At 66.0% G+C, this 26,127-nt stretch carries 23 protein-coding genes; 9 read left to right on the top strand and 14 right to left on the bottom strand.

The window, feature by feature from the left end:
- The first annotated feature begins 23 nt into the window (after nucleotides 1–23).
- From trmB to lysM, 4 genes are all read left to right on the top strand, one after another.
- A complete protein-coding gene (gene trmB, locus I6I07_RS10425; RefSeq protein ID WP_156333443.1) occupies nucleotides 24–794 on the top strand; it encodes a tRNA (guanosine(46)-N7)-methyltransferase TrmB in 771 nt (256 codons plus the stop codon).
- Entirely contained in the window at nucleotides 794–1,735 is a 942-nt protein-coding gene (gene pip, locus I6I07_RS10420) for a prolyl aminopeptidase (RefSeq protein WP_198486576.1), read from the top strand. Before trmB ends, pip begins: the two co-directional genes overlap by 1 nt.
- A 10-nt stretch (nucleotides 1,736–1,745) precedes the next feature.
- Entirely contained in the window at nucleotides 1,746–1,946 is a 201-nt protein-coding gene (gene thiS / locus I6I07_RS10415) for a sulfur carrier protein ThiS (RefSeq protein WP_006391536.1), read from the top strand.
- A 310-nt stretch (nucleotides 1,947–2,256) separates the two neighbouring features.
- Entirely contained in the window at nucleotides 2,257–2,703 is a 447-nt protein-coding gene (gene lysM / locus I6I07_RS10410) for a peptidoglycan-binding protein LysM (protein ID WP_025138165.1), read from the top strand.
- A gap of 179 nt (nucleotides 2,704–2,882) precedes the next feature.
- On the opposite strand, the gene ffh is transcribed toward lysM, so the two are convergent.
- Nucleotides 2,883–4,289 (bottom strand): signal recognition particle protein, encoded by a 1,407-nt coding sequence (gene ffh, locus I6I07_RS10405; RefSeq protein ID WP_006391538.1) that lies wholly within the window; start codon nucleotides 4,287–4,289, stop codon nucleotides 2,883–2,885.
- Nucleotides 4,290–4,395: 106 nt separating this feature from the next.
- On the opposite strand from ffh, the gene I6I07_RS10400 reads away from it, so the two are divergent.
- The 4 genes from I6I07_RS10400 to I6I07_RS10385 all read left to right on the top strand — a co-directional run bounded on the left by I6I07_RS10400 (nucleotide 4,396) and on the right by I6I07_RS10385 (nucleotide 6,936).
- Entirely contained in the window at nucleotides 4,396–5,238 is an 843-nt protein-coding gene (locus I6I07_RS10400) for a cytochrome C assembly family protein (protein WP_035359597.1), read from the top strand.
- A gap of 1 nt (nucleotide 5,239) precedes the next feature.
- A complete protein-coding gene (locus I6I07_RS10395; protein ID WP_198486575.1) occupies nucleotides 5,240–5,506 on the top strand; it encodes a PP0621 family protein in 267 nt (88 codons plus the stop codon).
- A gap of 212 nt (nucleotides 5,507–5,718) precedes the next feature.
- Nucleotides 5,719–6,297: a 1,6-anhydro-N-acetylmuramyl-L-alanine amidase AmpD gene (gene ampD, locus I6I07_RS10390; RefSeq protein ID WP_198486574.1), complete on the top strand. Its 579-nt coding sequence runs from the start codon at nucleotides 5,719–5,721 to the stop codon at nucleotides 6,295–6,297.
- Between the two features lie 18 nt (nucleotides 6,298–6,315).
- Nucleotides 6,316–6,936 carry a glutathione S-transferase family protein gene (locus tag I6I07_RS10385; RefSeq protein ID WP_198486573.1) on the top strand — a complete coding sequence of 207 codons (621 nt, stop codon included), beginning with the start codon at nucleotides 6,316–6,318 and terminating at the stop codon, nucleotides 6,934–6,936.
- A gap of 5 nt (nucleotides 6,937–6,941) precedes the next feature.
- On the opposite strand, the gene I6I07_RS10380 is transcribed toward I6I07_RS10385, so the two are convergent.
- The 6 genes from I6I07_RS10380 to I6I07_RS10355 form a co-directional block, all read right to left on the bottom strand.
- Complete coding sequence (locus I6I07_RS10380; RefSeq protein WP_198486572.1) at nucleotides 6,942–7,493, bottom strand: hypothetical protein; 552 nt, start codon at nucleotides 7,491–7,493, stop codon at nucleotides 6,942–6,944.
- A gap of 88 nt (nucleotides 7,494–7,581) precedes the next feature.
- A complete protein-coding gene (locus tag I6I07_RS10375) occupies nucleotides 7,582–8,133 on the bottom strand; it encodes a hypothetical protein (RefSeq protein WP_198486571.1) in 552 nt (183 codons plus the stop codon).
- Between the two features lie 34 nt (nucleotides 8,134–8,167).
- Complete coding sequence (locus I6I07_RS10370; protein ID WP_232626027.1) at nucleotides 8,168–10,396, bottom strand: hypothetical protein; 2,229 nt, start codon at nucleotides 10,394–10,396, stop codon at nucleotides 8,168–8,170.
- Nucleotides 10,397–10,585: 189 nt separating this feature from the next.
- Nucleotides 10,586–11,545: a Bug family tripartite tricarboxylate transporter substrate binding protein gene (locus tag I6I07_RS10365; RefSeq protein ID WP_198486570.1), complete on the bottom strand. Its 960-nt coding sequence runs from the start codon at nucleotides 11,543–11,545 to the stop codon at nucleotides 10,586–10,588.
- A gap of 107 nt (nucleotides 11,546–11,652) precedes the next feature.
- Entirely contained in the window at nucleotides 11,653–12,684 is a 1,032-nt protein-coding gene (locus tag I6I07_RS10360; protein WP_198486569.1) for an NAD-dependent epimerase/dehydratase family protein, read from the bottom strand.
- Nucleotides 12,685–12,689: 5 nt separating this feature from the next.
- The gene (locus tag I6I07_RS10355) at nucleotides 12,690–14,165 is read right to left on the bottom strand and encodes an aldehyde dehydrogenase (RefSeq protein WP_198486568.1); all 1,476 of its coding nucleotides are present in this window, start codon (nucleotides 14,163–14,165) and stop codon (nucleotides 12,690–12,692) included.
- A gap of 96 nt (nucleotides 14,166–14,261) precedes the next feature.
- Between I6I07_RS10355 and I6I07_RS10350 the strand changes: the two genes are divergently transcribed.
- Complete coding sequence (locus tag I6I07_RS10350) at nucleotides 14,262–15,197, top strand: LysR family transcriptional regulator (RefSeq protein ID WP_198486567.1); 936 nt, start codon at nucleotides 14,262–14,264, stop codon at nucleotides 15,195–15,197.
- Between the two features lie 17 nt (nucleotides 15,198–15,214).
- On the opposite strand, the gene I6I07_RS10345 is transcribed toward I6I07_RS10350, so the two are convergent.
- From I6I07_RS10345 to I6I07_RS10315, 7 genes are all read right to left on the bottom strand, one after another.
- Nucleotides 15,215–16,522 (bottom strand): TolC family outer membrane protein, encoded by a 1,308-nt coding sequence (locus I6I07_RS10345; RefSeq protein ID WP_232626026.1) that lies wholly within the window; start codon nucleotides 16,520–16,522, stop codon nucleotides 15,215–15,217.
- 44 nt (nucleotides 16,523–16,566) lie between these two features.
- Nucleotides 16,567–17,919: an HlyD family type I secretion periplasmic adaptor subunit gene (locus tag I6I07_RS10340; protein WP_198486565.1), complete on the bottom strand. Its 1,353-nt coding sequence runs from the start codon at nucleotides 17,917–17,919 to the stop codon at nucleotides 16,567–16,569.
- Nucleotides 17,916–19,853 carry a type I secretion system permease/ATPase gene (locus tag I6I07_RS10335; RefSeq protein ID WP_198486564.1) on the bottom strand — a complete coding sequence of 646 codons (1,938 nt, stop codon included), beginning with the start codon at nucleotides 19,851–19,853 and terminating at the stop codon, nucleotides 17,916–17,918. Before I6I07_RS10335 ends, I6I07_RS10340 begins: the two co-directional genes overlap by 4 nt.
- A gap of 134 nt (nucleotides 19,854–19,987) precedes the next feature.
- Nucleotides 19,988–20,599 (bottom strand): heme acquisition protein HasA, encoded by a 612-nt coding sequence (locus I6I07_RS10330; RefSeq protein WP_198486563.1) that lies wholly within the window; start codon nucleotides 20,597–20,599, stop codon nucleotides 19,988–19,990.
- 241 nt (nucleotides 20,600–20,840) lie between these two features.
- Complete coding sequence (locus I6I07_RS10325) at nucleotides 20,841–21,443, bottom strand: heme acquisition protein HasA (protein ID WP_198486562.1); 603 nt, start codon at nucleotides 21,441–21,443, stop codon at nucleotides 20,841–20,843.
- A 142-nt stretch (nucleotides 21,444–21,585) separates the two neighbouring features.
- Nucleotides 21,586–24,765, bottom strand: a complete 3,180-nt coding sequence (locus I6I07_RS10320; protein ID WP_232626025.1) for a TonB-dependent hemoglobin/transferrin/lactoferrin family receptor — start codon at nucleotides 24,763–24,765, stop codon at nucleotides 21,586–21,588.
- 331 nt (nucleotides 24,766–25,096) lie between these two features.
- The gene (locus tag I6I07_RS10315) at nucleotides 25,097–26,116 is read right to left on the bottom strand and encodes a FecR family protein (protein WP_198486561.1); all 1,020 of its coding nucleotides are present in this window, start codon (nucleotides 26,114–26,116) and stop codon (nucleotides 25,097–25,099) included.
- Between the last annotated feature and the right edge of the window lie 11 nt (nucleotides 26,117–26,127).

Genomic DNA, 26,127 nt, shown 5'->3' with positions numbered 1-26,127 from the left:
CGAACCGCTCTGCGAATCCGCCCGTGAACACCCCCGCAACACCCGGCAACCCCGACGCGCCCGCGCCGGTTTCCCCCCAGACCGAGGCCGCGCTGGCCAGCGCCGCGCACGCCCCCAACAGTCCGGGCGCCACGCACATCCGCAGCTTCGTCCACCGCCGCGGCCACATCACCCAGGGCCAACTGGCCGCGCTGGAACAGCTGCTGGGCAAGTGGTCCATCCCCTATGCCGCCCGCCGCCTGGATCCGGCCGCCGCCTTCGGCCGCGAAGCGCCGACGGTGCTGGAAATCGGCTTCGGCATGGGCGAGACCACCGAGAAGATCGCGCTGGCGCGTCCGGGCGACAACTTCCTGGGCGTGGAAGTGTTCAACGCCGGCGTCGGCTCGCTGCTGCGCCGCATCGAAGACTCCAGCATCCCCAACCTGCGCATCATCCAGCATGACGCGGTCGAGGTCGTGCGCGACATGATCGCGCCGGATTCGCTGGCCGGCGTGCACATCTACTTCCCCGACCCGTGGCCCAAGAAGCGCCACCACAAGCGCCGCCTGGTGCAGCCGCCGTTCATCGCGCTGCTGGCCAGCCGCATCGCGCCGGGCGGCTATATCCATTGCGCCACCGACTGGGAAGACTACGCGGTGCAGATGCTCGACGTGCTGGGCAACGAGCCGCAACTGAAGAACACGTCGGACGGCTACGCGCCGCGCCCCGACTACCGCCCCCTGACCAAATTCGAGACGCGCGGCCTGCGGCTGGGCCACGGCGTCTGGGACCTGATCTTCAAGCGAGTCGCCTGATGCTCTACCCCGCGATCGAACCCTACCGCCACGGCATGCTGGAGACCGGCGACGGTCACCAGGTCTATTGGGAAATGTGCGGCAATCCGCAGGGCAAGCCGGCGGTGTTCCTGCACGGCGGCCCCGGCAGCGGCTGCTCGCCGGTGCATCGCCAGCTGTTCGATCCGCAGCGCTACAACGTGCTGCTGTTCGACCAGCGCGGCTGCGGCCGCTCGACGCCGCACGCCAGCCTGGACAACAACACCACCTGGCACCTGGTGGCCGACATCGAACGCCTGCGCACCGAAATAATGGGCGCCGACCAATGGCTGGTGTTCGGCGGCTCGTGGGGTTCGACGCTGGCGCTGGCCTACGCCGAAACGCATCCGCAGCACGTCAGCGAACTGGTGGTGCGCGGCATCTTCACGCTGCGTCACGCCGAAGTGCAATGGTTCTACCAGGAAGGCGCGTCGTGGCTGTTCCCCGATCGCTGGGAAGAGTACCTGGCCCCCATCCCCGAAGCCGAGCGCGGCGACCTGGTGGCGGCGTACCACAAGCGCCTGACGGGCAATGATCCCGCCGAGCAGCTGCGCGCCGCCAAGGCCTGGAGCAAGTGGGAAGACAGCACCATCACGCTGCTGCCCAGCCCGCGCCACCAGCAGAGCCACGCCGCCGACCGCGCCGCGCTGGCCTTCGCCCGCATCGAGAACCACTACTTCGTCAACGCCGGCTTCATGGAAGAAGGCCAGCTGATCCGCGACGCCCACAAGCTGCGCGACATCCCCGGCACCATCGTGCAGGGCCGCTACGACGCCTGCACCCCGGCGCGCACCGCCTGGGACCTGCATCGCGCCTGGCCCGAGGCCGAATTCCACATCGTGCCCGACGCGGGCCACGCCTTCGACGAACCCGGCACGCTGGCGCGCCTGATCGCCGCCACCGACGCCTACGCCAAACGCTGAGGAGACCGACATGCACATCACCCTGAACGGCGACGCCCGTGAGTTCCCGCTGGACACCACGGTGAACGAACTGCTCGAAACGCTGGGCTATGCCGGCAAGCGCGTGGCGGTCGAGCGCAACGGCGAGATCGTGCCCAAGAGCCAGCACGCGCAGACTGCGCTGACCGATGGCGACCAGGTCGAGATCGTGGTCGCGGTGGGCGGCGGCTGAGCGGCGCCGCCAGGACGCCACGATCGCCACCCATAAAAAGGGCTGCAGCAATGCAGCCCTTTTTTCATCATCCTGACGGATGGCTAGCAACCTGTTACACGATTACCCCTCTCTGGCGACGACGCGGCGAGTCATAATCGTTGGTGCCGGCGCGCCCGGGCCTGGCCCGGCAGGCAGGCAGGCTTGAACGCTACCGCCCCGCCCGCAGCGGGGCCGCGCCATCGCCGGCATCGTGCGCAGAAGTCCAGGGGCCCCGCGCCCTGACATGCATCGCTCTTTCTCTCACCGCAACATAGATAAAGGAAATACGATGGGTCTGCTCAATTTCATCAAGGACGTTGGAGAAAAACTCTTCGGTGCCAGCGAAGCCAAGGCGGCGACGGCGGATGAGCTGAAGAAGGAACTGGACAAGCACGGCCTGAACGCCGATGGCTTGCAGATCACGGTGGACGGCGACAAGGTCACGGTCGCGGGCGAAGCCGCCAGCACCGAAGCCGCCGAGAAGATTTCCCTGGCGCTGGGCAACACCGTCGGCGTGGCCGCGGTGGACAATCAGTTGAAGGTCAAGCAGGCCGCGCCCGAGGCCAAGATGTACACGGTGCAGAAGGGCGACAACCTGTGGAAGATCGCCGAGGCGCAATACGGCAAGGGCCAGGGCGCCAAGAACACGCTGATCTTCGAGGCCAACAAGCCCATGCTGACCAGCCCCGACAAGATCTACCCCGGCCAGGTGCTGCGCATCCCGCCGCTGTCGTAGGCAACCGAACAGAATGGGCCCTCACGGGCCCGTATCGCGGCGCAGAACCCCCTGCCTGCCGCGATGATTTGGCCAGGCGCAATGCCTGGCCATTTTTTTGATGCCGATTCCGGAGCAAGAGCCGGCGCTCATCGGCAGGCCCGAGGGACGGGCCCTGCCGCCGGGCGCCCGCGCGCCGGTCAGCCCTTCATGAAACGGCCCATGCCCTTCATGCCGCCCATGGCGCGCATCATCTTGGCCATGCCGCCCTTCTTCATCTGCTTCATCATGCCCTGCATCTGCTCGAACTGGGCCAGCAGGCGGTTGACCTCCTGCACCGGCACGCCCGAGCCTGCCGCGATGCGGCGCTTGCGCGAGGCCTTGATGAGCTCCGGCTTGGCGCGCTCGGCGGCCGTCATGGAGTTGAGGATGCCCTCGGTGCGGCGCAGCTGCTTTTCCGCCTGGCCGCCTTGCAGCTGGCCGGCGGCCTGCTGGAACTGGGCCGGCAGCTTTTCCAGCAGCGAGCCCATGTCGCCCAGCTTCTTGACCTGGCCGAGCTGGTCGCGGAAGTCATTCAGGTCGAACTTGTTGCCCGACTTGATCTTGGCCGCCAGCTTCTGGGCCTCGGCGATGTCGATGTTCTTCTGGGCCTGCTCGACCAGCGAGACGATGTCGCCCATGCCCAGCACGCGCTGCGCCATGCGCTCGGGGTAGAACGGCTCCAGGCCATCCAGCTTTTCCGAGACGCCGACGAACTTCAGCGGCTTGCCGGTGACGTGGCGCACCGACAGGGCCGCGCCGCCGCGGGCGTCGCCGTCCAGCTTGGTCAGCACCACGCCGGTCAGCGGCAGCGCCTCGGCGAAGGCGCGGGCGGTGTTGACCGCGTCCTGGCCCTGCATGGCGTCGACCACGAACAGCGTTTCGATCGGCTTGACCAGGTCATGCAGCGCGCGGATCTCGCGCATCATGGCCTCGTCGATGCCCAGGCGGCCGGCCGTGTCCAGGATCAGCACGTCGTAGTGGTGGCGGCGGGCGTGGTCGACCGCGTTGCGGGCGATGTCCTCGGGCTTCTGGCTGGGATCGGACGGCAGGAAATCGACGCCGACCTGCGCCGCCACGCTCTTCAGCTGGTCGATGGCGGCCGGACGGTAGACGTCGGCGGACACCACCAGCACCTTTTTCTTGCCGGTCTTGCGGCCGTGCTGGGTGTGCTGGCCTTCGCTCAGCCAGCGGGCCAGCTTGCCGGTGGTGGTGGTTTTACCGGCGCCCTGCAGGCCGGCCATCAGGATCACGGCGGGCGGCTGCACCGCCAGCGACAGTTCGCCAGAATCGGCGCCCAGGTCGCCGCCCATGAGGGCGGTCAGTTCCTTGTGGACCACGCCCACCAGGGCCTGGCCGGGGCTGAGGCTGCTGGAGACTTCTTCGCCCAGCGCCTTTTCCTTGACCCGGGCGACGAAATCGCGCACCACGGGCAGCGCCACGTCGGCTTCCAGCAGGGCCATGCGCACTTCGCGCAGCATTTCCTGGGTGTTGGCCTCGGTCAGGCGGGCTTCGCCGCGCAGCGTCTTGACGACGCGCGACAGGCGTTGAGTTAGGTTATCGAGCATGAGAGGCGTTTCCGCTTAAACTAGTTGATTGAACGGTGGCCGCAGGCGCGGATTCCGCACTGTCGGGCGGCATGCGCCCCCAGGCCCCATCCAGACAACGGTTTCTATGTCACTAGGCATTGTATTTCACACAGCGGCCGCCTTGGCGTACGCCGTGCTCGGAGGGTCCCTCTGGATCCGCCTGGCCGGCGCCGGGGAAGTCGAGCAAACGGGCAAGATCGCCCGTCTGTGCCTGCTGGGAGCCCTGGTTCTCCATGGAATCGGGCTGCAGCAATCCATGCTGGGGGCCACGCACCTGTTCATCGGGTGGGCGCTGGCCCTGTCGGCCGCCATCTGGCTCGGCATGGTCGTCTTCTGGCTCGAAAGCCTGCTGGTGCGCATCGACGGCCTGCAATTGCTGCTGCTGCCGGCCGCCACCCTGGCCAGCGGCCTGGCCGCCCTGTTCCCCCAGGGCCAGTTCGTGCCCCACGCCGACAACGCCTGGCTGCGCGTCCACCTGCTGATCGCCCTGGCCGCCTACGGCCTGATCACCATCGCCGCCCTGCACGCGATGATGATGGCCCTGCTCGACCGCCACCTGCACCGTCCGCTGGACGCCCCCGCCGAGCGCAGCATCGTCGGCCGCGTGCTGGACTCGCAGCCGCCGCTGCTAGTCCAGGAACAGCTGCTGTTCCGCATCATCTGGATCGGCTTCGTGGTGCTGACCCTGGCCGTCGGCTCGGGCTCGATCGCCTCCATGAAGCTCACCGGCCAGATCCTGCCGTTCGACCACAAGACCGTCTTCACCCTGCTGTCCTGGCTGACGTTCGGCGTCCTGCTGGCCGGGCGCCACATCTGGGGCTGGCGCGGCCGCGTCGCCCTGCGCTGGACCCTGACCGGGTTCGGTTTCCTGATCCTGGCCTACACCGGCAGCCGGTTCGTGCTGGAAGTCATTCTGCATCGAGGCTGACGTGGGCAAGCTGCTGTTCTGGATCGTCATCATCATCGGCGTGCTGTTCGTGGCGCGCATCGCCGGCCGCATGGCCGCCGCCCGCCAGGAAGGCCCCGCGGGCGCCCGCCCCCAGGGCAAGGCCGGCCAGCCCACTGCCCACGCCCCGGAAGCCATGGTCCGCTGCGCCCACTGCGGCATCCACCTGCCGCGCTCGGAAGCCCTGCTGCAGGGCGGCCAGACCTGGTGCAGCCAGGAACACGCCCGGCTGGGGCCGGCAGCAAAGTAAAAGGCTGGCCTGGGCGACTGGCCAGCCCGGAATTGCCGGCCCGCCCGCAATTCCGCCATTCCGCCAGCCAGCCCAGCCCGCTAGTCAGCCAGGAGAGGCTCGCCCATCACAGGACGCACGACAGCGCCGCCCCCGGAGAACCCCGCCTCTCATTCGCCCCCTTTTTACACGCACGGCATAATGCACGTTGGATACCAACCTGCTTTCCTCCCATGCCCCTGCTTCTGGATCGACATGGCTGGCTGGCGCCGGCCCCGGGCGTTGCCCGACTGCCCTCCCCCAACAGCGACGCGCGTCCTCATGACGCGCAGGTCTCGCTGCTGGTGCTGCACAACATCAGCCTGCCCCCGGGCCAGTTCGGCGGCCCCGAGGTGGCCGGCCTGTTCCTGAACACGCTGGACTACGCCTCGCACCCCTGGCTGAAACGCCTGCGCGGCCTGCGCGTGTCGGCCCACTTCTTCATCCGCCGCGATGGCCGCATCGTGCAGTTCGTCTCCACTGATGCCCGCGCCTGGCATGCCGGCGTCTCGCGCTTCGCCGGCCGCGAGCGCTGCAACGACTTTTCCATCGGCATCGAGCTGGAAGGCACCGACACCCTGCCCTACACTGACGAACAGTACCTGGCGCTGCGCCGGCTGACGCCGGTGCTGCGCGCGCGCTACCCCCTGGCGGCCGCCTGGGGCCACGAACACATCGCCCCCGGCCGCAAGACCGACCCGGGGCCCGCTTTCAACTGGACGCGCTTCGGGCGCGACAGCGGCTTTGCGCGGCGGCAGTTGCCGCCCGCCTGACCCTTACAAGGACCGGTTATGTTGAAGATCTGGGGACGCCTGACGTCCGTCAACGTGCAGAAAGTGATGCTGGCGGTGCGCGAACTGGCGCTGCCGCACACCTTCATCGAGGCCGGCGGGCCGTTCGGCGTGGTCGACACGCCCGAGTACGCCAAAATCAACCCCAACCGCACCGTGCCCGCCATCGACGATGGCGGCTTCGTGCTGTGGGAATCCAACGCCATCGTGCGCTACCTGGCCGCGCGCTACGGCGCCGGCACGCTCTGGCCCGAGGACGTCTGCCTGCGCGCCGACGCCGACCGCTGGATGGACTGGCAGACCACCGAATGGCAAGGCGCCATGGGCCCGGCCTTCCTGGGCCTGATCCGCACGCCCGAGGCCAAACGCGACCACGCCGCCATCGAACTTTCGGTCAAGCGCAGCAACGACCGCGCGCGGATCCTGGACCAGGCGCTGCAAGGCCGCGAATTCATCGCCGGCCGCCACCTGACCATGGGCGACATCGCCCTGGTGTGCTCGGCGCACCGCTGGCTGGCGCTGCCGATCGAGCGGCCGGACACGCCGGCTCTGTCGGCGTGGTACCGCCGGGTGATGATGCGGCCGGCGCCGCAGGGGGTGTTGACGTTGCCGTTGGAATAAGGGCCTCACTTCCGGCGGGCTTTAAGCCAGGTCCTGAAGCGGCGCACCGACATCGTGACCTTGACGGACAGCATGGCGGCGCTGAACAACGATCCCAAAGCAGCGCCAGCCAATGCTGCCCACGACAATACCGGCTTGATATCGGGGTCACCCAGACTGCTCCAACCTATCCACGCAAGCAATGGGCAAACGAAGATCAGGCCCAACATGGGCATTAAATAGGACGTGTCCGCGCTCATCAAAACAAGACGCCGTCTGAACCCCGGCGTGAAGTAGCGCGTAGAGACCGGCAGATCTTTGACGAGCTTTTTGTGTTGAACGTGAACAATGGCGAAGAGAATGATCCCAAGCGCTAGCGCCAGCCATAACAGACCGGCGCGAACCAGAGCCGGAATCGTCAATAGCGTCATACCTGCCGACGCACCATGCAGCCTCTGGATCGCCTTCATGGTCGCTTCGTCAACGATGTAGCCGGGTGCATTCCAGCCCATCTTGCCGTAGTAGATGATGGTGCCGTCCTCCAGGGTTTCGAACAGCCCTCTCGGTCCCAATGCCATGTTGCAGCTCACGCTTCCAATAGTTTTTTTCAAGAGCCCGCGCTATGCGATGCGGATCTCGCATAGGCGCGGGAACCATCGGTTTGTCTCACTTCCGGCGGGCTTTGAGCCAGGTCATGGCATGGCCGAGCGATATCTTGAGCTTGATCAACAAAAGGGCGGCAGACGTCAACTGGCATATCGCGAATACACCAATGATGGTCCATGTAAAGGCGGGATCTTTGTTGGGGTCATCAAGCCCGCTCCGAAGCACTACGAGGGAAAAAGGAAAAACGATAAAAGAGCCCAGGATCAACGTCCAATATGACGCGTCCTGGCTGAGCAGGACCCAGCGTTTTCTAAAGCCGGGACTGAAGTGACAAGAAGAGACTGGCAGGTCCTTGACGATCTTCTTGTGTTGAACGTGAACAACGGCGACCAGGATCAACCCAAGCGCTAGCGGCAGCCATAGCAGACCCGCGCGAATCATGGCGGGAATTGTCAGCAGCGTCATAACTGCCGACGCTGCGCGCTGCCTCTGGATCGCCTTCATGGTCGCCTCGTCAACGATGTAGCCGGGCGCGTTCCAGCCCATCTTGCCGTAGTAGATGATGGTGCCGTCTTCCAGGGTTTCGAACAGCCCTCTCGGTCCCAATGCCATGTTCCACCTCGATAAAAAAAGTCCGAGCACCGGGTTATTCGAAGAAGAAATTGGCGTCGTCAAGGAACGGATAGATATTTCCGATTACCTTCGCCATATGCAGTTCGTTGTAGTTGGAGGGGTTGAGGTAGTTGGTGTATTCGATGAAGAAGTCCGCTTTGCCGCTGCCAGTTCTGTCACCTTCCAGACGCACGGTGGTGCTCAAGTAGTAGACATCGTCAGGCTCCTGGATCGGAACGTTCGTCCCATGGGAATCCATCGTCACGTACCTGAGCTCGCCAGCATGCCCTGTAAATGCGAGTTCTCCGATGAACCGCATCGCCTGATGGCCATCGGTGTTGACGTCGCCATCCAGATTGGAAAAGTCCAGCACGTCGGGATCCAGGTGGAACCCAAAATAGTCGCGCAGCTCCGGATAATTGGGTAAATACCTCTGCACGTTGAAGTGATCGGCTTCCGAGCCTGTCGTCAGCCCGTGAATGAACTTGGTGGTGATTTCCCCGCTTCCCGGCGCGGCGAAATCTCCATCGTTGAACACCAGGCGATTGCTGCCGCCATGCAGCACGAAGGTATCGTTGCCCGCGCCGCCGGTTATCGTCATGCCACCGAGCGCATCGCCGATGATGATGTCATCATGACGACTGCCGATGATGTAGTCGATGTTTCGATAACTGTCTTCGGAGAACCGCGCGGAAGAATCGACATACAACTCTTCGGATGCAAACCATCCCCGCAGTAATTTCAGGGCGTTGTCGCGCGTAAGAAAGCGCTCTTCGAACCAGCCAGCGCTAACCCCGTGGAGTTGGGCCAGGGCCTTGATCCGATCATCCACGCGATCATTGCCTTGTATGAAGATATCGACGCCTTTTTCGTTCAACGAAAAATCCAGCACGTTGTAGCCGTCCGGATTGCCAATGACCGTATTGATCCCGCCATGATCGGTCTTCGGCATGAACCAGTTGATGGCCTTGCCGCCGACCATCTTGTTTGGCGTGTCGTCGCCGATAAACAGATAGGAGCGGTCGTCATCAACCACGCATGCCTTGACGCCGCTGTCCGGTTCAAGATCGGCATATCGAACCGTTTCAGGCGGAGGCCTCGAACTCGCATCGCCGTCCACCGGATCGACGCCTGCCAGATCTTGGGGCGAAATGGCGTCTGCAATGCCTGAGAGGATATCCGGCAGGATGGCCGCCGCGTTCGGATACAGCTCCGGATGCTCGATGATTTCGCGCATTGCCAGGTAGACCTGATAGTCGGAAAACTGTGTCAAACCATCGTCGGTGGAAGGCGCGCTTGGCTGCGCGGGTACATCCACTGTAGGCTGGGAAGCCACGCCCGACTCGGTACCGGCCGGCGGTGCGTGATGATCGGAAGATGCGTCATCCACACTCGAAGGATGCTCGACCGACATGGTGTCCAAGTTCAAAAGCGCGTCGTTAATGAGTTTGGCCGCCCAGCCCTTAAACCCCCATTGATCTAACGCGAACGACACGCTTGCGCCTATGACGAAAGATGCAACAACAGCAGGAGCCGCCGCAGCTACGCCCAGCGATCCAATTACGTAGACTAGCCCCGCTGACGCCAGGGAGCTGGCAGTCAAAAGCAAGGCCTCGGAACCGACTGCAACCTTAGGCGGCGTGCCAGCAGCGATATCCTTCTGAATCGAATTCCAACTGAACAAGAATTGAATGAACGCGTAGTTCTTGAAGTCGATCCGCTTCAAAAGCTTGAAGGTCTTCTCATCCAGTTCGTGCTCCAGCAACGTGCCGATGTGCTTCAGCAAATGCCCCGTTTCCGGCACGACCGCGCTGACCGCCGACGCCGCCATGCCGCCAGTGGAAGCCGGATCGCGGTAATGCCTGGATTCATCGGCGTAGTGGGAAACGTAATAGTCCCTTATTCCAGGAAGCAGATCAGCGAGGAATCTATCTATGCCAGGAATGGGAAGTTCGGGAGGACGCTCGTAGTGGTACTCGTTGTTCTCCAGGTTCCACAGTCCGGATCCCAACGCTGGCCCGCCCCAGTTGGACGGCGTCGGAACGGGAGCGACAACCGGCGCAGGCGGTACAGGGGTAGCAACAGGCGCGGGGGGATCCGGGACTTTTTCTGGCGCCTCGGGGTCGTCGAACAGGTACCCTCCTTCATCCCACGCACCAAACCAACTCCACTCCCACATATCCCACATGGATGGCCCCCAATACGGCGGCGTAGGGGGCCAGCTTCCAACAACGGTGATAGTGCCAAGTGTGGGTACAGCCATGATGCGGCTCCTGATCGCAGATCAATCAATAGCCACCCACCACCACGCAGGCGACCGTCTATAGACATAAACGGTTGAGCGGCGATTTACAGTAAAAAAAAGCCGCAATTCAGACCAGTTCTCAGACACTGGCCCGCGTCCCGCGATCCGGAGCATGTCGCCGCAATCGCGGGGCCCCCCTCTGACGCCCTACTCCACCCAGGGCGTGCTCGCCCAGATCTGCCGCAGCCGCCCATCATCCTGCTTCAGGCGTTCCTGCCATTGCGGCCCATCGAGATAATCCATCTCGGTGAACTGCTGCTTCATCTGCGCCTGGAATTCCGGATTGGCGGCGACCTTGCCCAAGGCCTGGCGCAGTTTCTCGGCGACATCCGCCGGCAAACCCTTGGGCGCGACAATGCCGCGCTCGGAGGCGAACACCAGGTTTACGCCCAGCTCCTTGAAGGTCGGCACATCCGGTCCCAGCGGCGAACGCGTCTCGCTGGCCTGCGCCAGCACGCGCATGTTCTTGCCGTGATAGGGCATGACTTCGCCCAGGTTCAGGCCGCCGATCACGGTATGCCCGCCCAGCACCGAACTGCGTAACGGCCCCGCGCCGTTGTAGGGCACGTGGTTGAGCTTGGTGCCGGTCAGGTTCTGGAACAGCACCAGCGCCAGATGGTCGTCGGTGCCCACCCCGGTCGAGCCGTAGCTGATCGCGCCCGGTTTCTCGCGCGCCGCCTTGATCAGGGCATCCAGCGTCTGGTACGGACTGTCGGCCGCGACGCTGAAAGCGCTCGGGTCGCGCACCAGGTTGGCGAGATAGGTAAAGTCGCCGGTGGTGAAGCCGGCCTTGCGTTCGATCGGCAGCGACACCAGCCCGGGCATGTTGGTCATCGCCAGCGTATAGCCGTCAGGCTTGGCGCGCGCCACGTACGACAGCGCGATGGCGCTGGATGCGCCCGGCTTGTTCTGCACCACGATGGTGGTGCCCAGCTCCTTTTCCAGGAACACCGCCAGCGAACGGGCCGTCAGGTCGGTGCCACCCCCGGGCGCGAAGCCCACCACCAGCTCGATGGGATGGTCGGGCCAGGCCCAGGCCGGCCACGCGGCGCACAGCGCGGCCACGGACAGCGCGGCGCGAGAGGCCGCCTTGCGTGTAAAGAACATGGTTGTCTCCTGTTGGGGTACTGCTGTTGTTATGCGTTGTGATGGGCCGGACATGCCGGCCCATCATGCGGGAAGGCTGCGACGGCCGCCCCGGGTCAAACTATTCCCTAGCCGCCCTTGCCTCCTTCCTGCGCCTCGCGCCAGGCCAGCAGGCGCGTCACGCCTTCGGCCATGCCTACCTGCGGCTGCCAGCCAATCTGCCGTCCGGCCAGGTCGTGCGGAATATGGAAGGCGCCGCCCGAGGTCAGGCGCACGGTGCCAGGGGGATCCGGCCGGATCTCCGGTTCCAGGTCGCTGTTGCAGTAGTCCAGCACCAGCCGCACCAGTTCGCCGGTGGTGATGGGCGCGGGGCCGGACACGTTCACGGCCACGTCGGTGGCGTCACTCTGGAACGCGGCGACGTTGGCGCGCGCCACGTCCGACACATGCACGAAGTGCTTGGTATCGCTGCCGTCGCCGGGCAGCACGGGACGCTCGCCCTGGCGCACGCGGTCGTAGGTCTCCATGATGTACAGCGAATTGGCGGCGCGGTAGTGCTGGCGTTCGCCGTACACGGTGGAATAGCGCAGCACCACGTAGTCCAGCCCGGCCTTCTGGTGGTACTGGCGGCACAGCTGTTCGCCCATGATCTTGGAAGCGCCGTACAGGATCGCGGCGGGCGGCGCGCCAACGGAATGGAACGGGCCGTTCTCGGCCAGCGCGCCGGCAATGCCGCTGCCATAGCCATAGACGGCGTTGGACGAGGCGAACACGAACTTCTTCACCTTGTTGGCGCGGCAGGCTTCCAGCATGTTCTGCGCGCCGCGAATGTTCACGTCCACCGCCTGCCACGGCGTCTGCGCGAAACCCAGCGTCATGTAGGCCGCCAGGTGCAGCACGCCGTCCACGCCTTCGGTCGCGGCCAGCAGGTCCGGCAGGCGCATCAGGTCGCCGCGCACCACTTTCACGCGCGGATTGCCCTGCAGGTGGGCGATGGCCTCGGGCGTGCCAAACGCGAAGTTGTCCAGCAGGATCACTTCGCGCACGCCGGCGGCCAGCAGCGCGTCGGCGGTGTGCGAGCCCACCAGGCTGGCGGCGCCGGCGATCAGGATGCGGGCATCGGCCAGCGGCAGCGCCGCGCTTTTCTTGTCGGTCGTCATGTGATTCACAGTCCCATCGGTTGATTGTGCATGCCCCAGTACAGGCTCTTGACCTGGCTGTACAGGCGCAGGCCATGCAGGCCCTTCTCGCGGCCGATGCCGCTGGCCTTGAAGCCGCCGAACGGCGTGGCGATGTGCGATTGCTTGTAGGTGTTGATCCAGACCGAGCCCGCCTCGATCTCGCGCGCCACGCGCCAGGCGCGGGCGTAGTCGCCGGTCCACATGCCCGCGGCCAGGCCAAAGGGCGTGTCGTTGGCCTGCCGGATCACGTCGTCCTCGTCGTCGAACGGCAACGCCACCAGCACCGGCCCGAAGATCTCTTCCTGGCACACGCGCGCGCCGTTGCCCAGGCCGTCGATCACGGTGGGCAGGTAGAACCAGCCGTTGGCCAGCTCGGCGCGGTCCGGCGCGGCGCCGCCGACCAGCACGCGGCCACCCTCGGCGCGGCCGATGTCGACATAGCCGGCGACCTTGTCGCGATGCGCGCGCGACACCAGCGGCCCCATCTGCGTGGCCGGGTCGTCGGGCAGCCCCACGCGCACCTGGCGCGTGCGCGCCACCAGCGCTTCCATGAAACGCCCATAAATCGATTTCTGTACGAACAGGCGCGAACCCGCCACGCAGCTCTGCCCGGCCGAGCCAAAGATGCCCGACACCACGCCGGCCACGGCGCGGTCCAGGTCGGCGTCGTCGAACACGATGTGCGGCGACTTGCCGCCCAGTTCCAGGCCGACGGGAATCAGGCGCTGGCCGGCAATGCCGCCGATGGCGCGGCCGGTCTCGGTGCCGCCGGTGAATGACACCATGCGCACGCCGGGATGCCTGACCAGCGCGGCGCCGACGTCTTCGCCGTGACCCGGCAACACCGTCAGCAGCCCTTCGGACAGGCCGGCCTCGGCGCAGATGCGGGCCAGTTCCAGCGCCAGCTGCGGCGTCTCCTCGGACGGCTTGAGCAGCACCGCGTTGCCGGCCGCCAGCGCCGGCGCGGCCTTCTGCGCCTCGTTCATGATGGGCGAGTTCCACGGCGTGATGGCCGCGATCACGCCGAACGGCTCGGCCAGCGCCATCGAGAAATACTCGCCGCGCGGCGAGGTCATCTCGTTCTGCCAGGTCTCGCACACCGCGGCGTAATAGCGGAAATGCCCGGCTGCGCTGTCGACCATGTTCAGGCATTCCTTCCACGGCTTGCCGCTGTCGATCATCTGCAGCCGCGCCAGCGGCTCGCGCTCGGCGGCCAGGCGCCGGCCGATCTCGTACAGCGTGGCGGCGCGCTGGTCCGGACGCAGCTTGCGCCACGGCTGGCGCTGGAACGCGTCCCAGGCGATGGCGACGGCGGCATCCACGTCGCGCGGCAAGGCGCGCGTGACGATGCCGGCAACGCTGCCGTCGGCGGGATTGATGGAGGTGATGACGGCGTCGCCGTCTTGGCTGTGGCGCCAGTCGGCGCCCAGCCGGAAGGGTTTGTGGCTCGATGCATTCATAACGTCGTGGAATCCGGGGACTGCGGTAGACGCATCATCGGCCGGCCGACTATTAGGAACAATTCGATATTTTTCTTATATTCTTAGCCCATGGCTATGAATATCAAGTACCGGCCGCTCAAGGCCTTCCTGCTGGCGGTCGACACCGGTTCGTTCACGCACGCCGCCAACCAGCTGGGCGTGACGCAGCCCTCGTTCACCGCGCTGATCCAGGACCTGGAGGACGTGCTGGGCCTGCGCCTGTTCGAACGCACCACCCGCAGCATCAGCCTGACCTCGGCCGGACAGGATTTCCATGCCCGCGTGCAGCGGCCCATCGCCGACCTGGAGGAAGCCTATCGCGGCCTGGCCGACCTGGCGGCGGTGCGGCGCGGCAACGTCACCCTGGGCGCCCTGCCCTCGACCGCGCTGGCGCTGCTGCCCGTGGCGGTCGGCGCGCTACGCCAGCGCCATCCGGCCTTGAAGGTGCGCGTGGTCGAGGCGCACAACGACGAACTGGTGGCCATGCTGCGCACCAACCAGATCGAGTTCGCCGTCGGCGCGCTGGCCGAGCCGGCGCCGGACCTGTCTTTCACGCCGCTGGCCGAGGATTGCTTCTGCGCCATTTACCCCGAAGGCCACGCCCTGGAAAAAAAGCGCGGGCCGCTGCATTGGCGCGACGTACTGCGCTATGACCTGATCCTGCTGTCGCAGGGCTCGAACGCGCGCCAGCAGTTCGACCGCGCGGTGCGCGAAGAGACCGGCGCGCCAGCCACCGCGCTGCGCTACGACGTGACCAACATGGGCACCGCCGCCGGCATGGTGCGCCAGGGCCTGGGCGTGAGCGTGCTGCCGCGCCTGGCGCTGCCGGAATTGAACCTGGCGGGGCTGCGCGCGGCGGCACTGTGCGATGCCTCGGCTCGCCGCGCCATCGGCCTGCTGCACCGGCGCGACCGCTCGCTGTCGCCGGCCGCGCAGGCGCTGGCGGTGCAGTTGGCGACCGCCATGCAGGCGATCTCGCAGCGGCTGCTGCCATTGCCGCCATTGAAGTGATCCGCGGCGAGCCCGCCTCATCCCGCCACGAACAACGCCCCAACGCGCGCCACATCCGCATCGTCCAGCACGCCCGCCTGCCAACGCAGCGCCAACCATGCCAGCAGATGGTCATAGCGGGCGCGGTCCAGGTCGCGCAGCGCCTCGAAGCGCTGCCGCTGCGCATCCAGCACATCCAGATTGGTACGCTCGCCGCCCTCCACGCTGCGCCGTGTGGCCCGCACACGCAAGCCGGCGGCATCGGCCGCCTGTTGGTAGGCAGCGATACGCTGGCCGCTGCTGGCGAACGTGCGGAACTGCCGCTCCAGGTCATCGAGCAGCGCCCAAGTGGCGGCCTGCAATTTGTGCTGCGCTTCCTCCTGCTCGGCCAGGGCCTGCCCGCTGGCCGCCGAGGTCCTTCCGCCCGAATACAACGGAATGCTGACCTCGATACCGATGGAACCGGTGTCGTAGTGTTGGCCGATCTGGTTCTCGCCATTAGAGTTAGTCAACTGCTTGCGGGCATACAGCCGCGCGGTCGGCAGGTGGCCGGCCCGGGCCGCTTCGTAGCGCTGGCGGCTGGCCTGCACCAAATGGCGCTGCGCCTGGATTTCCGGATTGCCATCCAGCGCCAGCGTGCGCCATCCCGCCAGATCATGCTCGTCCACCGCCAGCCTGCCCAACCCGGTCAGGTCCACCTGCGCCAGCGGCCGATCCGCCAGCGCCGGCCCGACCATGGCGCCCAAGGCGTTGCGCGCATCGCGCAACTGGTCCTGCGCCTCGATCTCCTGTGCCTGGACCACGCCGGCGCGCGCCTCGATCTCAAGCTGGTCGGTACGCGTACCCTGCCCCGCGGCCACGAAGCGCGCGCTGCGGCGCGCATCCTCTTGTAGCGAACGGCCCTGCGCCTGCGTCAGGGCCAATGCCCGCTGCGCGGCAAGCACGGCCGTGTAGGCCTGCAACACGCGCACCGCCAGCGCCTGCCGGGCGCGCGCCAAGGTCAGCCCCGCGGCCTCCGCGCGTTCGCGGCCGGCCCGGTACTGCGCGAACGCCGCCGCGTCGAACAACGGCTGGCTGAGCGTAAAGCCCGAGGCATGGCTGGCATAGCGCGACCGTTGCTCGAACGTGCCCCAGCGGCTCTGCTGGCGGGACGTGGTGTCATTGTGGGCACGGTTGTAGTGATAGCTCAGGTTCGGCAACAGGCCGCTGCGGCCCAGCGCCAGTTCCTCGGCGTCGGCGCGCTCGCGCGCCCGCGCCGCCTGCCAGGTGGGATCGGACGACAACGCCATCGCATACGCCTGCCGAAAATCCAGCACCTGCGCGCCCGCGCCCGCCGGCAGCAACATCCCCCACGCCAGCGCCCATGCCGCGGCCAACCCCGACAACCGCCTCATGCATCCCCCCACGCCAGCCGCGCGCGATCGAGCAGCGGCTTGAACAGATAGTTCAACAGCGAACGCTCGCCCGTACGCACGAACACCTCCACCGGCATGCCCGCCTGCAGCGGCGCGTCGCCGATACGGCGCAACTGCCCCGGCGCCACATTTGCCCGCAGGCGGTAGTAAGGCCGGCCGCTGCGCTCATCCTCGAAACGGTCGGCGGACACCAGCGTCACCGCCCCCTCCAGGCGCGGCGTGCGGCTGGCGTCGAACGCCGTGAACATCAGCTCCACCGGCAAGCCGGCATGCACCTTGTCGATGGATTCCACCGGCAGACGCCCTTCCACCACCAGCGGCTGGTCCCGCGGCACGATCTCCATCAGCCGCGAACCCGGCTGCACCACGCCGCCCACCGTATGGATGGCCAGGGCCACCACGGTACCGCTGGCCGGTGCGCGGATCTCGCTGTGCGCCAGGTCGAACTGCGCCGCGGCCAGCTTCTGCGTCAACTGTTCGCGCTGTACCCGGGTCTCCGCCAGATCGGTGCGCACTTCACGCTGGAAAGCATCGCGCCGCTGCTGCGCGCGCACGGCCAGCTCGGCGATCTGCTGCCGGGTCTGGCCAAGCGTGCCCGTTTCCGTCGCCATATCGCCGTCCAGCTGCGCCAGCGCCCGTTCCAGTTCCAGCACCCGGTTGCGCGGCACGTAGCCTTCGCGCGCTAGGTCGCGCAGGCTGCCCAACTGCTCGCGCAGCAAGGCGCGCTGGGCGCGCTTGTGCGCCAGCGTCGCATCGAGGCCGCTGGCCAGGGCGCGGCTGCCCGACAACGTGGCCTGGATGCCGGCCAGTTCGCCCGCCAGCGCCGCGCGGCGGCTGGCGAACAGTTGGCGTTCCATTTCAAGGGCGGTCATGGCCTCAGCATCCGAGTCCGCGCCAGGAGACGCCAGCGCCTCACGGCCATCGCGCTCGGCCAGCAAGCGGGCCTCGCGGGCGCTCACGGCCGCCAACTGTGCGTGCAGGCTCCGCGCCTCGCCGCGCACCCGCGTGTCGTCCAGCCGCACCAAGGCCTGGCCGGCTTGCACCGCATCGCCCTCGGCCACCAGCAAGGCGCTGACCACGCCGCCTTCGATACTGTCCACCGCCTGCCGTTCGCCAGTCACCACCACGATGCCCGGCATGGCCACGCCATTGTCCAGCGGCGCCCACGCGGCCCAGGCCAGAAAGCCGCCAAAGCCCAGGACCAGCACCCACCAGCCGAACCGCGCCGACCACCCGCCGATTTCGATCGGATCGACCGCGTTGGATTCACCGGTGTCGCGCTCGGGCCGCAACACGACCACGCGATTGCCTTCGGCGCGCCCCGTCATGCCTTGCCTCCGGAAAACTGCCCAGGAAACGCCCCGCCCGCCAGCGGATACACCTGCGCCACGGATGCCGGCGTCCGCACCGACGACGCGGGCACCGCGCCGCCGGCCCCTGTCGCGCCCGCCATGCCGGGCGCCTGCGCTGGTTGGCCCGAAGCCACCGTCGCGTCGAACGCGGCCGGCGGTGATGCCGCCGCGCCCTCCGCCCCGGTCGCCCCCGCCGGCGGCGGCCGCAGCACCTCACTGGTCGCGCCAAAGCGTTGCGCGCGCCCGTCACGCAGCAACAGCAGATGGGTCGTGGCCGCCAGCACCTTGGGGCGGTGCGTCACCAACACCACCGTCGCGCCGATCTCGCGCAACCGACCCAGGGCATCCAGCAAGGCTTGTTCGCCGGCATCATCCAGGCTCGCATTGGGCTCGTCCAGCACTACCAGGCGCGGCGTGCCATACAGCGCGCGCGCCAACGCGATGCGCTGGCGCTGGCCGCCCGACAAACCCTGGCCGCCGGCGCCGAGCAGCGTGTCGTAGCCACGCGGCAAGGCCAGGATCATGTCGTGCGCCCCGGCCAGCCGGGCGGCCTCGATGACACGCCGCGCCAGTTCCTCGCCGTCGCTGTCCGGATCGGGAAAGCGGGCGATGTTCTCGGCCACCGTCCCCGAGAACAGCTCGACGTCCTGCGGCACATAGCCCAGCCATTCTCCCAGCCGCGTGCGCTCCCACTGCCGCAGGTCGGCGCCATCCAGCCGCACCGCGCCCAGCCGCGCCGGCCACACGCCAGCCACCAGACGCGCCAGCGTCGACTTGCCCGCGCCAGACGGCCCGATGACGCCCAGCACCTGCCCCGGCTCCAACGCCAGCGACACGTTCACCAGCGTCGGCTGCGCCGCGCCGGGCGGCGTGACCGTCGCGCCCTCCAAGCGCAAGGCGCCCGTCGGCTCGGGCAGCGTCAGGCCGGCGGGCTGCCCGGGATACGTCTCCAGCAACGTCTGCAAGCGCCGCCACGCCAGCCGCGTGCTGGTCCATTGCCGCCACGCGCCGATCACCTGGTCGATGGGGCTGAGCACCCGCCCCATCAAGATCGATCCGGCGATCATCATGCCGGCGCTGACATGGCTTTGCAGCACCAGCCATGCGCCCAGGCCCAGCACCAGCGATTGCAGCGCCAGGCGCACCGTCTTCGACATGCTGGCGATCATCGCCGAGCGGCGGCTGGCCAGCCCCTGGCGCCGCACATAACCCACGTGCAGCCGCTGCCAGCGCGCCCGCAGCCGCGCCAGCATGCCCATGGCCTGGATCGCCTCGGCATTGCGCAACTGGCCGTCGGCCTCCACCCCGGCCCGCACCGACAACCCACCCGCTTCCGCCAGCAGCTTGCGCGACACCTGCTCGTTGAGCCACGCCAATGCCACCAGCGCCACCGCGCCCGCCAACGCCAGCGTCCCCACCCACGGATGGAACAGGAACATCACCAACAGGAACAACGGAAACCAGGGCGCATCGAAGAACGCGAACACGGCGCTGCCGGTCAGGAACTGGCGCACCGTGTTCAGGTCGCTGACCGCCTGCCCCGCGTTGGCCGGCACGCCCGCCAGTCCGCGCTCGAACGCCGCCTCGTGCACGCGCCCCGCCAGCGCCGCATCAAAGCGCGCGCCGATCTGGATGATGACGGCGCTGCGCGCGTAGTCCAGCGCTCCCATCAACGCCAGCAGGCCGACGATCATCAGGCTCAGCATGACCAGCGTGAAGACGTTGCCGGACGCCAGCACGCGGTCATAGACCTGCAGCATGTAGAGCGACGGCGCCAGCATCAGCAGGTTGGCGGCGACGCTGAACGCCGCCACGCTGACCCAGCCCGTGCGAAAGCGCGCCAGCAGAGATTTGATCTCCAGCGCGCCCCCTTCCGGTGCCGCGCCCGCGCGCTTCTGGTCTTGCTGCATGGTGGTGTGTCCTTGTCCGGCTGGAGGGCCGGGAGTTGCGGAATGAATAAACAAAAAGACGGTCGCGGCGGGACAGGCCCGCCGCGACCGTGGCCCCGCGAGGCCGAGAAGCCGCGGGGAAACTCACGGAAGGGTTATGCCGCCAGGGCGAGGTCGGCTTCGGTGGCGAAGTTGTGGCCGACGAGATCGGCGATGGACATGTCGACGTCCAAGCCGTTGGTCTCCAGGGCGGTGATCAACCCGCCATGCGTGCCGCTGCCAAGCCTGTCATCCGCACCGTCAACCGAACCGTTCATCAGGCCCCAGATGACGTCATGGGTGTCGTTGGCTCGCCCCTCGGAGACGGCACCGACAACGGGTTGATCGAACGTGAACGTAATGAGGGGGTCCACGACCTGGCCTTTCGTCACGCCGCCTCCCAACGTAATGGATTCGATCGATCCCCACAGCGTATGCGAAGTCGGACCGTCGCTCATGGAACCGCTGAATGGCGGGAAGTAGTAGTGCAGATCGCCCGTAGCCACGAACGCATAGTGCGCAGGGTCGTTGCTGCTATACGCATAGCTCGTGCCACTGAAAAAGCTGAACCATCCTCCACCGTAGAACGTGCCCGAGTTCGACGCGGTGACGTGTTCCCCTTCTACGCCGTTCGTTTCGAAAGCATGAAGCACCTCGCGCAGCGAGCTTTCCGCCGTCGAGGCATCTGGAAGGTGATGTTCGTCGAAATTACTGATGCTTACGGTCATATCGATACTCCTGGATTTCCAGTCGTGAACTTGCGCCGGACCATGGTCCGGCCTGAACGGCGAAGACCTGTTCATACGTCGCCCATGCGAATGAATCGCACGATTTCCGCAGGAGGCGTCTCAAAGCGACTCGTCTCACCGCTTACCGGGGAGGACTGCGCAATACGGTCTAGGCTCGGAATGATCGGCCACTCTGATCTGCTGCCTTGCCCCCACGAGGCGCAAGGCAGCAGCAACCGGATTACGCCGCCAGGGCGAGGTCGGTTTCGGTGGCGAAGTTGTGGGCGACTAGGTCGGCGATGGAGTAGTCCGTATGCAGACCGTTGTGCTCCAGAGCCGCTAGCAGACCGCCCTGGGAAACAGTACCCAATTTATCCACGGCGCCATTGTCGACATGCCCGTTCATCAGACCCCAAACGATGTCGTGCACGTCATTGCTTCTTCCTTCGGCTACGTCGCCGAAGATCGGCGTGTCGAAAGTGAAGGTGATCAGCGGGTCCACCACGTGACCGGCCTTGTCCACTCCCGCACCCAGCGTGATCGAGTCCAATTCGCCCCATACCGTATGCGCGGTCGGGCCGTCACCCGCGTGGCCGCTGAAGGGAGGGAAGAAATAGTGGATGTCGCCCTCGGCCACGAAGGCATAGCTGGGAATCGCTTTGCTGGTGTAGGCATATTCGGTGCCGTTGAACATGTTGCCGCCGAAGAAGCCGCCCGAATTCGGCATGCTGGTGTGTTCACCTTCCGCACCCTCACTTTGGAATGCGAGCAGCATGTCCTTGAGCGAGCCCTCCATCGTTGCGGCGCTGAGATGGTCATCGATATAGCTGATGAAAGCAGTCATGGTTGAAATTTCCTACAGATAAAGATTGCACCGGGAACAGCCTCCCCGGCGAGGTCGACGCCGCAGCCTGCGAACGCCGTACATGCGACAACGCATGTTCCTTGCACGGGTCGCGATGAGCGGACCCGCAACGATTCCTGTGTTAGAAGCGCACCTCCATCCCCAGCGTCACCGCGCGGCCTGGCGCGAAGGTACGAGCCAGGGCGTCGGAATACCCTTCCACGTACATGCGGTTGGTCAGGTTCTCGACGGAGGCCATCAGCTTGACGTTGGCGTTGGCCTGATAGCTGGCGTACCAGTCCCAAGTGGTGTACTTGAACCAGACTTGGGAGCCGCCGGCGTCGCGGTTGTACCAACCCTCGCCGCTGTAGTTGAAACGCACGCCCGTATCCAGCTTGCGCTCCAGCAACCGAACGCCGACCTGGACCATGCCCTTGTCCACTGGCTTGGCGATGGCGCTGTTGAAGACGAAATTGCCGCACTCGACCTGGTCGTCAGCCCACGCCCGCCAGGAGTCATACCCCTTTGCGACGGCGTCGTTGTGCTGCGACGGATAGCTGCCGTCCGCATTGGGCTGGTCGTATTTGTTGGGCCCTGATCCCAGGAAATACAGGTCTTCGCAGAACTTGTTGGCGCCGCCCAGGTAATGCGTGTAGCTCACGCCACCGTAGAGCCAGCCGGCGTCATAGCGCCCTTCCAGCTCCAGCCCGCGGAACTGGGTGCGGGTGCGGTTGTTGACGAAGGCGGTCGTTCCGGGAAACGGCAACTTCTCCAGCCCCGCGCCGGGCGTCATCACATCCATTGAGGAGAACATATAGTTGTCGGCCCGCGTGTCGAAATACCCGACCTTGAGCGACAAATTGTCGTCATCCAGCGCGACATCCTTGAATATGGTGTTGACGCCCACTTCCCAGGTTTGCGAAGTCTCGGCATCCAACAGGGGATTGGGCAAAATCGTGGCGAATCCCTGCGCGGGATGGCTGCCGACCATCAGCAATTCATTGATGGCCGGGGGACGCCAGGATTTTCCCCAACTGCCGTACAACTCCAGCCAGCGTGCGGGGCGGATGGCCGCGGACAGCGCCGGCAGCAGCTTGCCGGCGCTACGGTCGACGTCGTAATCGTATAGGGCGGGCTGGTCCTCCAACCATCGGGATGGATAGGCAGTTTCTAGTTCGCGCTTGTGACCGCCGATGCTGTTGAGATGATCCACCGAGGTCTCGCCTGTACGTACATACGTCGACTTACCGCTCGGGTCATGCACTTTCTTAGTGGAGTGCCAAAGGTAGGTCGGATCGGCGTCCCACCACGCTTTCAAGGCCGCCAGGTCGCCGGTCCGCGCAATGAGGCAGCCTTCTCTATAAATCGCTCTGTAGTTCTCGTCGCGTACCAAACTCATATTGCCAGCCTGTGCACACGCTGACTTCTCAACCATATCCACGGTGCTTTGGTAGATCCGCGTCGTACCCGGCGTCTGAGTCTTGCCCTTGGCCTGGTAGCGCTCATAGCGCAGGCTCGCGGATATCGTATAGAAATCGTCTTCCAGCTTCAGCTCGGCGAAAATGCTGCCCATGCTGCGGCGGCCTCGCGGATTGAGCGCGTCCTTACCGTCCAGGCCGAAGGGTTTGACCTCGCGCCCCTCGACGTGCCAGCGCTGGTTAGAGGTGGTGCGATCCGTGAAGTACTCGATGCCGTAGTTGGCGCTGAGCAGCGTTTTCTCGCCCACCATGAAGCGCGACGTATTGTCCAGCTGCAATCCACTGGTTTGAGTGCGCAGGCGGCTATCCCGATCGAATCCGTACTGTGAACAAATGTCCTTGGCGTAAGGAGAGAACTTGGTCTTGGCGCTATCGCACGTGCCGGTGCCGGCGCTGTTCCAGTACTCGGTATTGATGTTCTCCCGGATCAGCGCCGGATCGGTGACCGTTCCCCAAGAGAGGGATTTTGGATAATTCGGTGTCGTGTGGTTTTTGATGCTGGTATCGACGGCATAGAGCTTCACGTTCAAGTCCAGCCACGGGCTGTCGGCCGGCTTGAGCTTGTAGTCCAGCGCGAAGCTGTTGGATTGCGCATTGGAAGCGCCAAGCTTGCGCCAGGCGGTGCCGCTCTCCTGCACCGAGAGGTCGGCGTCCATGGTGTAGGAATAGCCCACCCGCGTGCCGACATAGCTGAATTGCAGGGACGAGGCATCATTCAATTTCCAGCGTGCCTTGAACAGGCTGGAATCCTGATCCTGGGCGGCGAATTTCACATCGTTGTATTCGACCTTGCCGATGCCCCTGCCGTTGCTGTCAGTCACCCAGACCGAGTTCTGGCCTGAAGCGCCGCCATAGGCGCCTATCCGATAGTCCCCAATAGATCGCCGCGATACCGCCGCCATCACTTCCAGGTTCTCACCCGCGCGCGCCGCGCCCGCCGCGCTACCGATGAAGTTGACGCCGTTTCCCTGGTATCCCATCCCGGACGTGCCACGCAGCTTCAAGCCGATATCCCTGCCTTCGCGCAGCACATCCCCAAAATCCAACGTCCGAAAGTCAACGCTCCCCGCCATCGCGCCGGTGCCATGCACCCCATGCACCACGCCTCGCTCCACCACGGCCTCGGACAGGAGTTCCGAATCGACATACATTTCTCCATTGCGTTGCATGTGCCCGTTCTGCACGAAATCCTGGCGCATGCCGTCGATCATCATGTTGACGCGGCCGAAGTCCTGCATGCCGCGGATGTTGATCGACAGGCCGGGGTTCTGGCGGTTGACGGCGCTGGCGACGCCGGGGGTGTCCTGGATGAGTTCGGCGGCGTGGCGAACCGGCACGCGGTCCATTTCTTCACGCGTGATGATGCTGACGGCGCGGGGGGCTTGATAGACGCGCTCGTTGACGGTGTTGCCCTGAACCACCACCGGCTTGAGCGAGTACACCTTGGAACGACCGCCCGGGCCGTTATCGACCAATTGAAAGCTCAGGCGTCCGTTGCCTTCGGAAATCCGATAACCGACGGGGCTGTTGCCGAGAAGATGCTTGAGCCCGGCGGTCAGGCTGTAGGTGCCCTGGGTAGCGACGCTGGTGTACGAGGAAAGATCGACATCGCCCACGTAGAGATCGACGCCGGCCTGCCGGGCGAACGCCAGCACCGCTTGCATCATTGGCTGGGCCGAGATGTCGAAGGCGCGGGTCTGACGGACGGCTTCCTCCTGGCGGTCGGGCTGTCCCGATGCCACCGGTTGCGGTTGGGCCCACACCGAGGCAGCGCATGGCATCGCGAGCATCCCCGCTCCCATCATCCGCCTGGCCAGCCTGGCCTTCATCAATCTTCTCTTCATTGCCGTCTCTGGTTGCTGCCGATGCAAACGCGCATCATTACCATTAACGGTTGAGAATCGAACTACAGTAAAAAAAGTTCGGAAAAGACAGTTGCCAGGGGGAGAGCGGCGCGGAGGCGTCCTGACTTCGTCTTACTCAGGGCCTGGCGATGGCGCTGCACGCGCCTCGCGATGGATCGCATCGCCGACGCTTTTGGGCCACGGCTGTCGCCCACCATCCAGAGCGCCGTCGGCAAGCGGAAAAGTGCCGAATACAGACCAGCGTTTGTTTTTCCGTTTTACAAACCAGGCTTTGTAAAACCGCACCCGGCGCGCAAGGACTCGACGCTTTTCAGTACAGCACCGTCACCCCCGGCAACCGCAGCTGCGCAAGCTGCATCTCGCCACAGAGCGTGGCCAGTGCGCCGTCGAGGTTATCCAGATGGAACAGCGCGTGCACCGGCCTGCGCGCCGCGGCGCGATTCGCGAGGATCAGCCGGCCCGGCCGGAAATCGCCGATGCGTTGCAGGACCTGCTCCAGCGGTTCGCCTTCGAAGATGAGATAGCCGTCGGCCCAGGCGGCCCCGCGCGCGGGCGCGACGGCGCTGCGCGCAACGCCACCGGCATGGCTGAAAGTGGCGCTGTCGCCCGAGCCCAGTGTCAGGCTCGCCTTGCCTGACGAGGGCGGCCGGTCCAGCGCGAGGTCTACGCGATGCTGCAACACACCGACCCAGCCATGGCCGGCATCCTGGCGCCGCACGGCGTAGCGCGTGCCCAGCGCGGTCATGCTGGCGCCCGCGCTCGCCACCACGAAACGGCGCGGCTCGGCCGCTCCGGTGGGCGCTGGCGAAAACACCGCTTCGCCGCGCAGCAGGCGCACCCGGCGGGTCATGGCGTCGTATTCCACATCCAGCGCGCTGTTGCTGCCCAGCAGCACGAGGCTGCCGTCGGGCAACACGAAAGATCGGACTTCGCCGACGCCGCTGCGGTAGTCGGCCAACCAGGGCGCGACGATGTCCGGACCATTGACCGCGCCGGCCGCCGCCAGCGCCAAGGCCGCCAACGCCGGCGTGCGTCGCGATGGCAGCAGACGGCCGGCCCGCCGCCACGACGCGACACAGGCGCGCCAGGGGTCGCGCCGAGACCGAGACGCCGGCTGCGCGCAGACCGCCGCGTCGCGGCAGGCGCCTGCCAGGGCCCAGACCATTTCGGCATCGGCCAGGGCCGGGCCATGGCGCGCGTCGCGCGCCAACCAACGATCGAGGCGGCGCTGTTCGGCCGGCGCGAGCGCGCCCGCCTCCAGGCGCACGGCCCACTGGCTGGCGTGGCGGCGCAGGCGCCGTTGGCGGCCGAAGCGGTTCAGCGGATACATGATGGGATCTT

The sequence above is a fragment of the Achromobacter deleyi genome (assembly GCF_016127315.1).
GTDB classification, from domain to species: Bacteria; Pseudomonadota; Gammaproteobacteria; order Burkholderiales; family Burkholderiaceae_B; genus Achromobacter; species Achromobacter insuavis_A.
The sequence above is the reverse complement of the archived record's forward strand: the minus strand, read 5'-3'. Positions and strand labels throughout refer to the sequence as shown.

Bases quoted from the DNA above. Each gene is read 5' to 3' on its own strand.
- I6I07_RS10375 (WP_198486571.1), bottom strand. From the start codon at position 8,133: ATGGCATTGGGACCGAGAGGGCTGTTCGAAACCCTGGAAGACGGCACC.
- I6I07_RS10330 (WP_198486563.1), bottom strand. From the start codon at position 20,599: ATGACCGTAAGCATCAGTAATTTCGACGAACATCACCTTCCAGATGCC.
- I6I07_RS10370 (WP_232626027.1), bottom strand. From the start codon at position 10,396: ATGGCTGTACCCACACTTGGCACTATCACCGTTGTTGGAAGCTGGCCC.
- I6I07_RS10400 (WP_035359597.1), top strand. From the start codon at position 4,396: ATGTCACTAGGCATTGTATTTCACACAGCGGCCGCCTTGGCGTACGCC.
- I6I07_RS10385 (WP_198486573.1), top strand. From the start codon at position 6,316: ATGTTGAAGATCTGGGGACGCCTGACGTCCGTCAACGTGCAGAAAGTG.
- I6I07_RS10350 (WP_198486567.1), top strand. From the start codon at position 14,262: ATGAATATCAAGTACCGGCCGCTCAAGGCCTTCCTGCTGGCGGTCGAC.
- lysM (WP_025138165.1), top strand. From the start codon at position 2,257: ATGGGTCTGCTCAATTTCATCAAGGACGTTGGAGAAAAACTCTTCGGT.
- I6I07_RS10355 (WP_198486568.1), bottom strand. From the start codon at position 14,165: ATGAATGCATCGAGCCACAAACCCTTCCGGCTGGGCGCCGACTGGCGC.
- I6I07_RS10340 (WP_198486565.1), bottom strand. From the start codon at position 17,919: ATGACGGGGCGCGCCGAAGGCAATCGCGTGGTCGTGTTGCGGCCCGAG.
- I6I07_RS10360 (WP_198486569.1), bottom strand. From the start codon at position 12,684: ATGACGACCGACAAGAAAAGCGCGGCGCTGCCGCTGGCCGATGCCCGC.
- I6I07_RS10315 (WP_198486561.1), bottom strand. From the start codon at position 26,116: ATGTATCCGCTGAACCGCTTCGGCCGCCAACGGCGCCTGCGCCGCCAC.
- I6I07_RS10325 (WP_198486562.1), bottom strand. From the start codon at position 21,443: ATGACTGCTTTCATCAGCTATATCGATGACCATCTCAGCGCCGCAACG.
- I6I07_RS10335 (WP_198486564.1), bottom strand. From the start codon at position 19,853: ATGCAGCAAGACCAGAAGCGCGCGGGCGCGGCACCGGAAGGGGGCGCG.
- ampD (WP_198486574.1), top strand. From the start codon at position 5,719: ATGCCCCTGCTTCTGGATCGACATGGCTGGCTGGCGCCGGCCCCGGGC.
- I6I07_RS10320 (WP_232626025.1), bottom strand. From the start codon at position 24,765: ATGAAGAGAAGATTGATGAAGGCCAGGCTGGCCAGGCGGATGATGGGA.
- I6I07_RS10365 (WP_198486570.1), bottom strand. From the start codon at position 11,545: ATGTTCTTTACACGCAAGGCGGCCTCTCGCGCCGCGCTGTCCGTGGCC.
- thiS (WP_006391536.1), top strand. From the start codon at position 1,746: ATGCACATCACCCTGAACGGCGACGCCCGTGAGTTCCCGCTGGACACC.
- pip (WP_198486576.1), top strand. From the start codon at position 794: ATGCTCTACCCCGCGATCGAACCCTACCGCCACGGCATGCTGGAGACC.
- I6I07_RS10345 (WP_232626026.1), bottom strand. From the start codon at position 16,522: ATGTTGCTGCCGGCGGGCGCGGGCGCGCAGGTGCTGGATTTTCGGCAG.
- I6I07_RS10380 (WP_198486572.1), bottom strand. From the start codon at position 7,493: ATGGCATTGGGACCGAGAGGGCTGTTCGAAACCCTGGAGGACGGCACC.
- ffh (WP_006391538.1), bottom strand. From the start codon at position 4,289: ATGCTCGATAACCTAACTCAACGCCTGTCGCGCGTCGTCAAGACGCTG.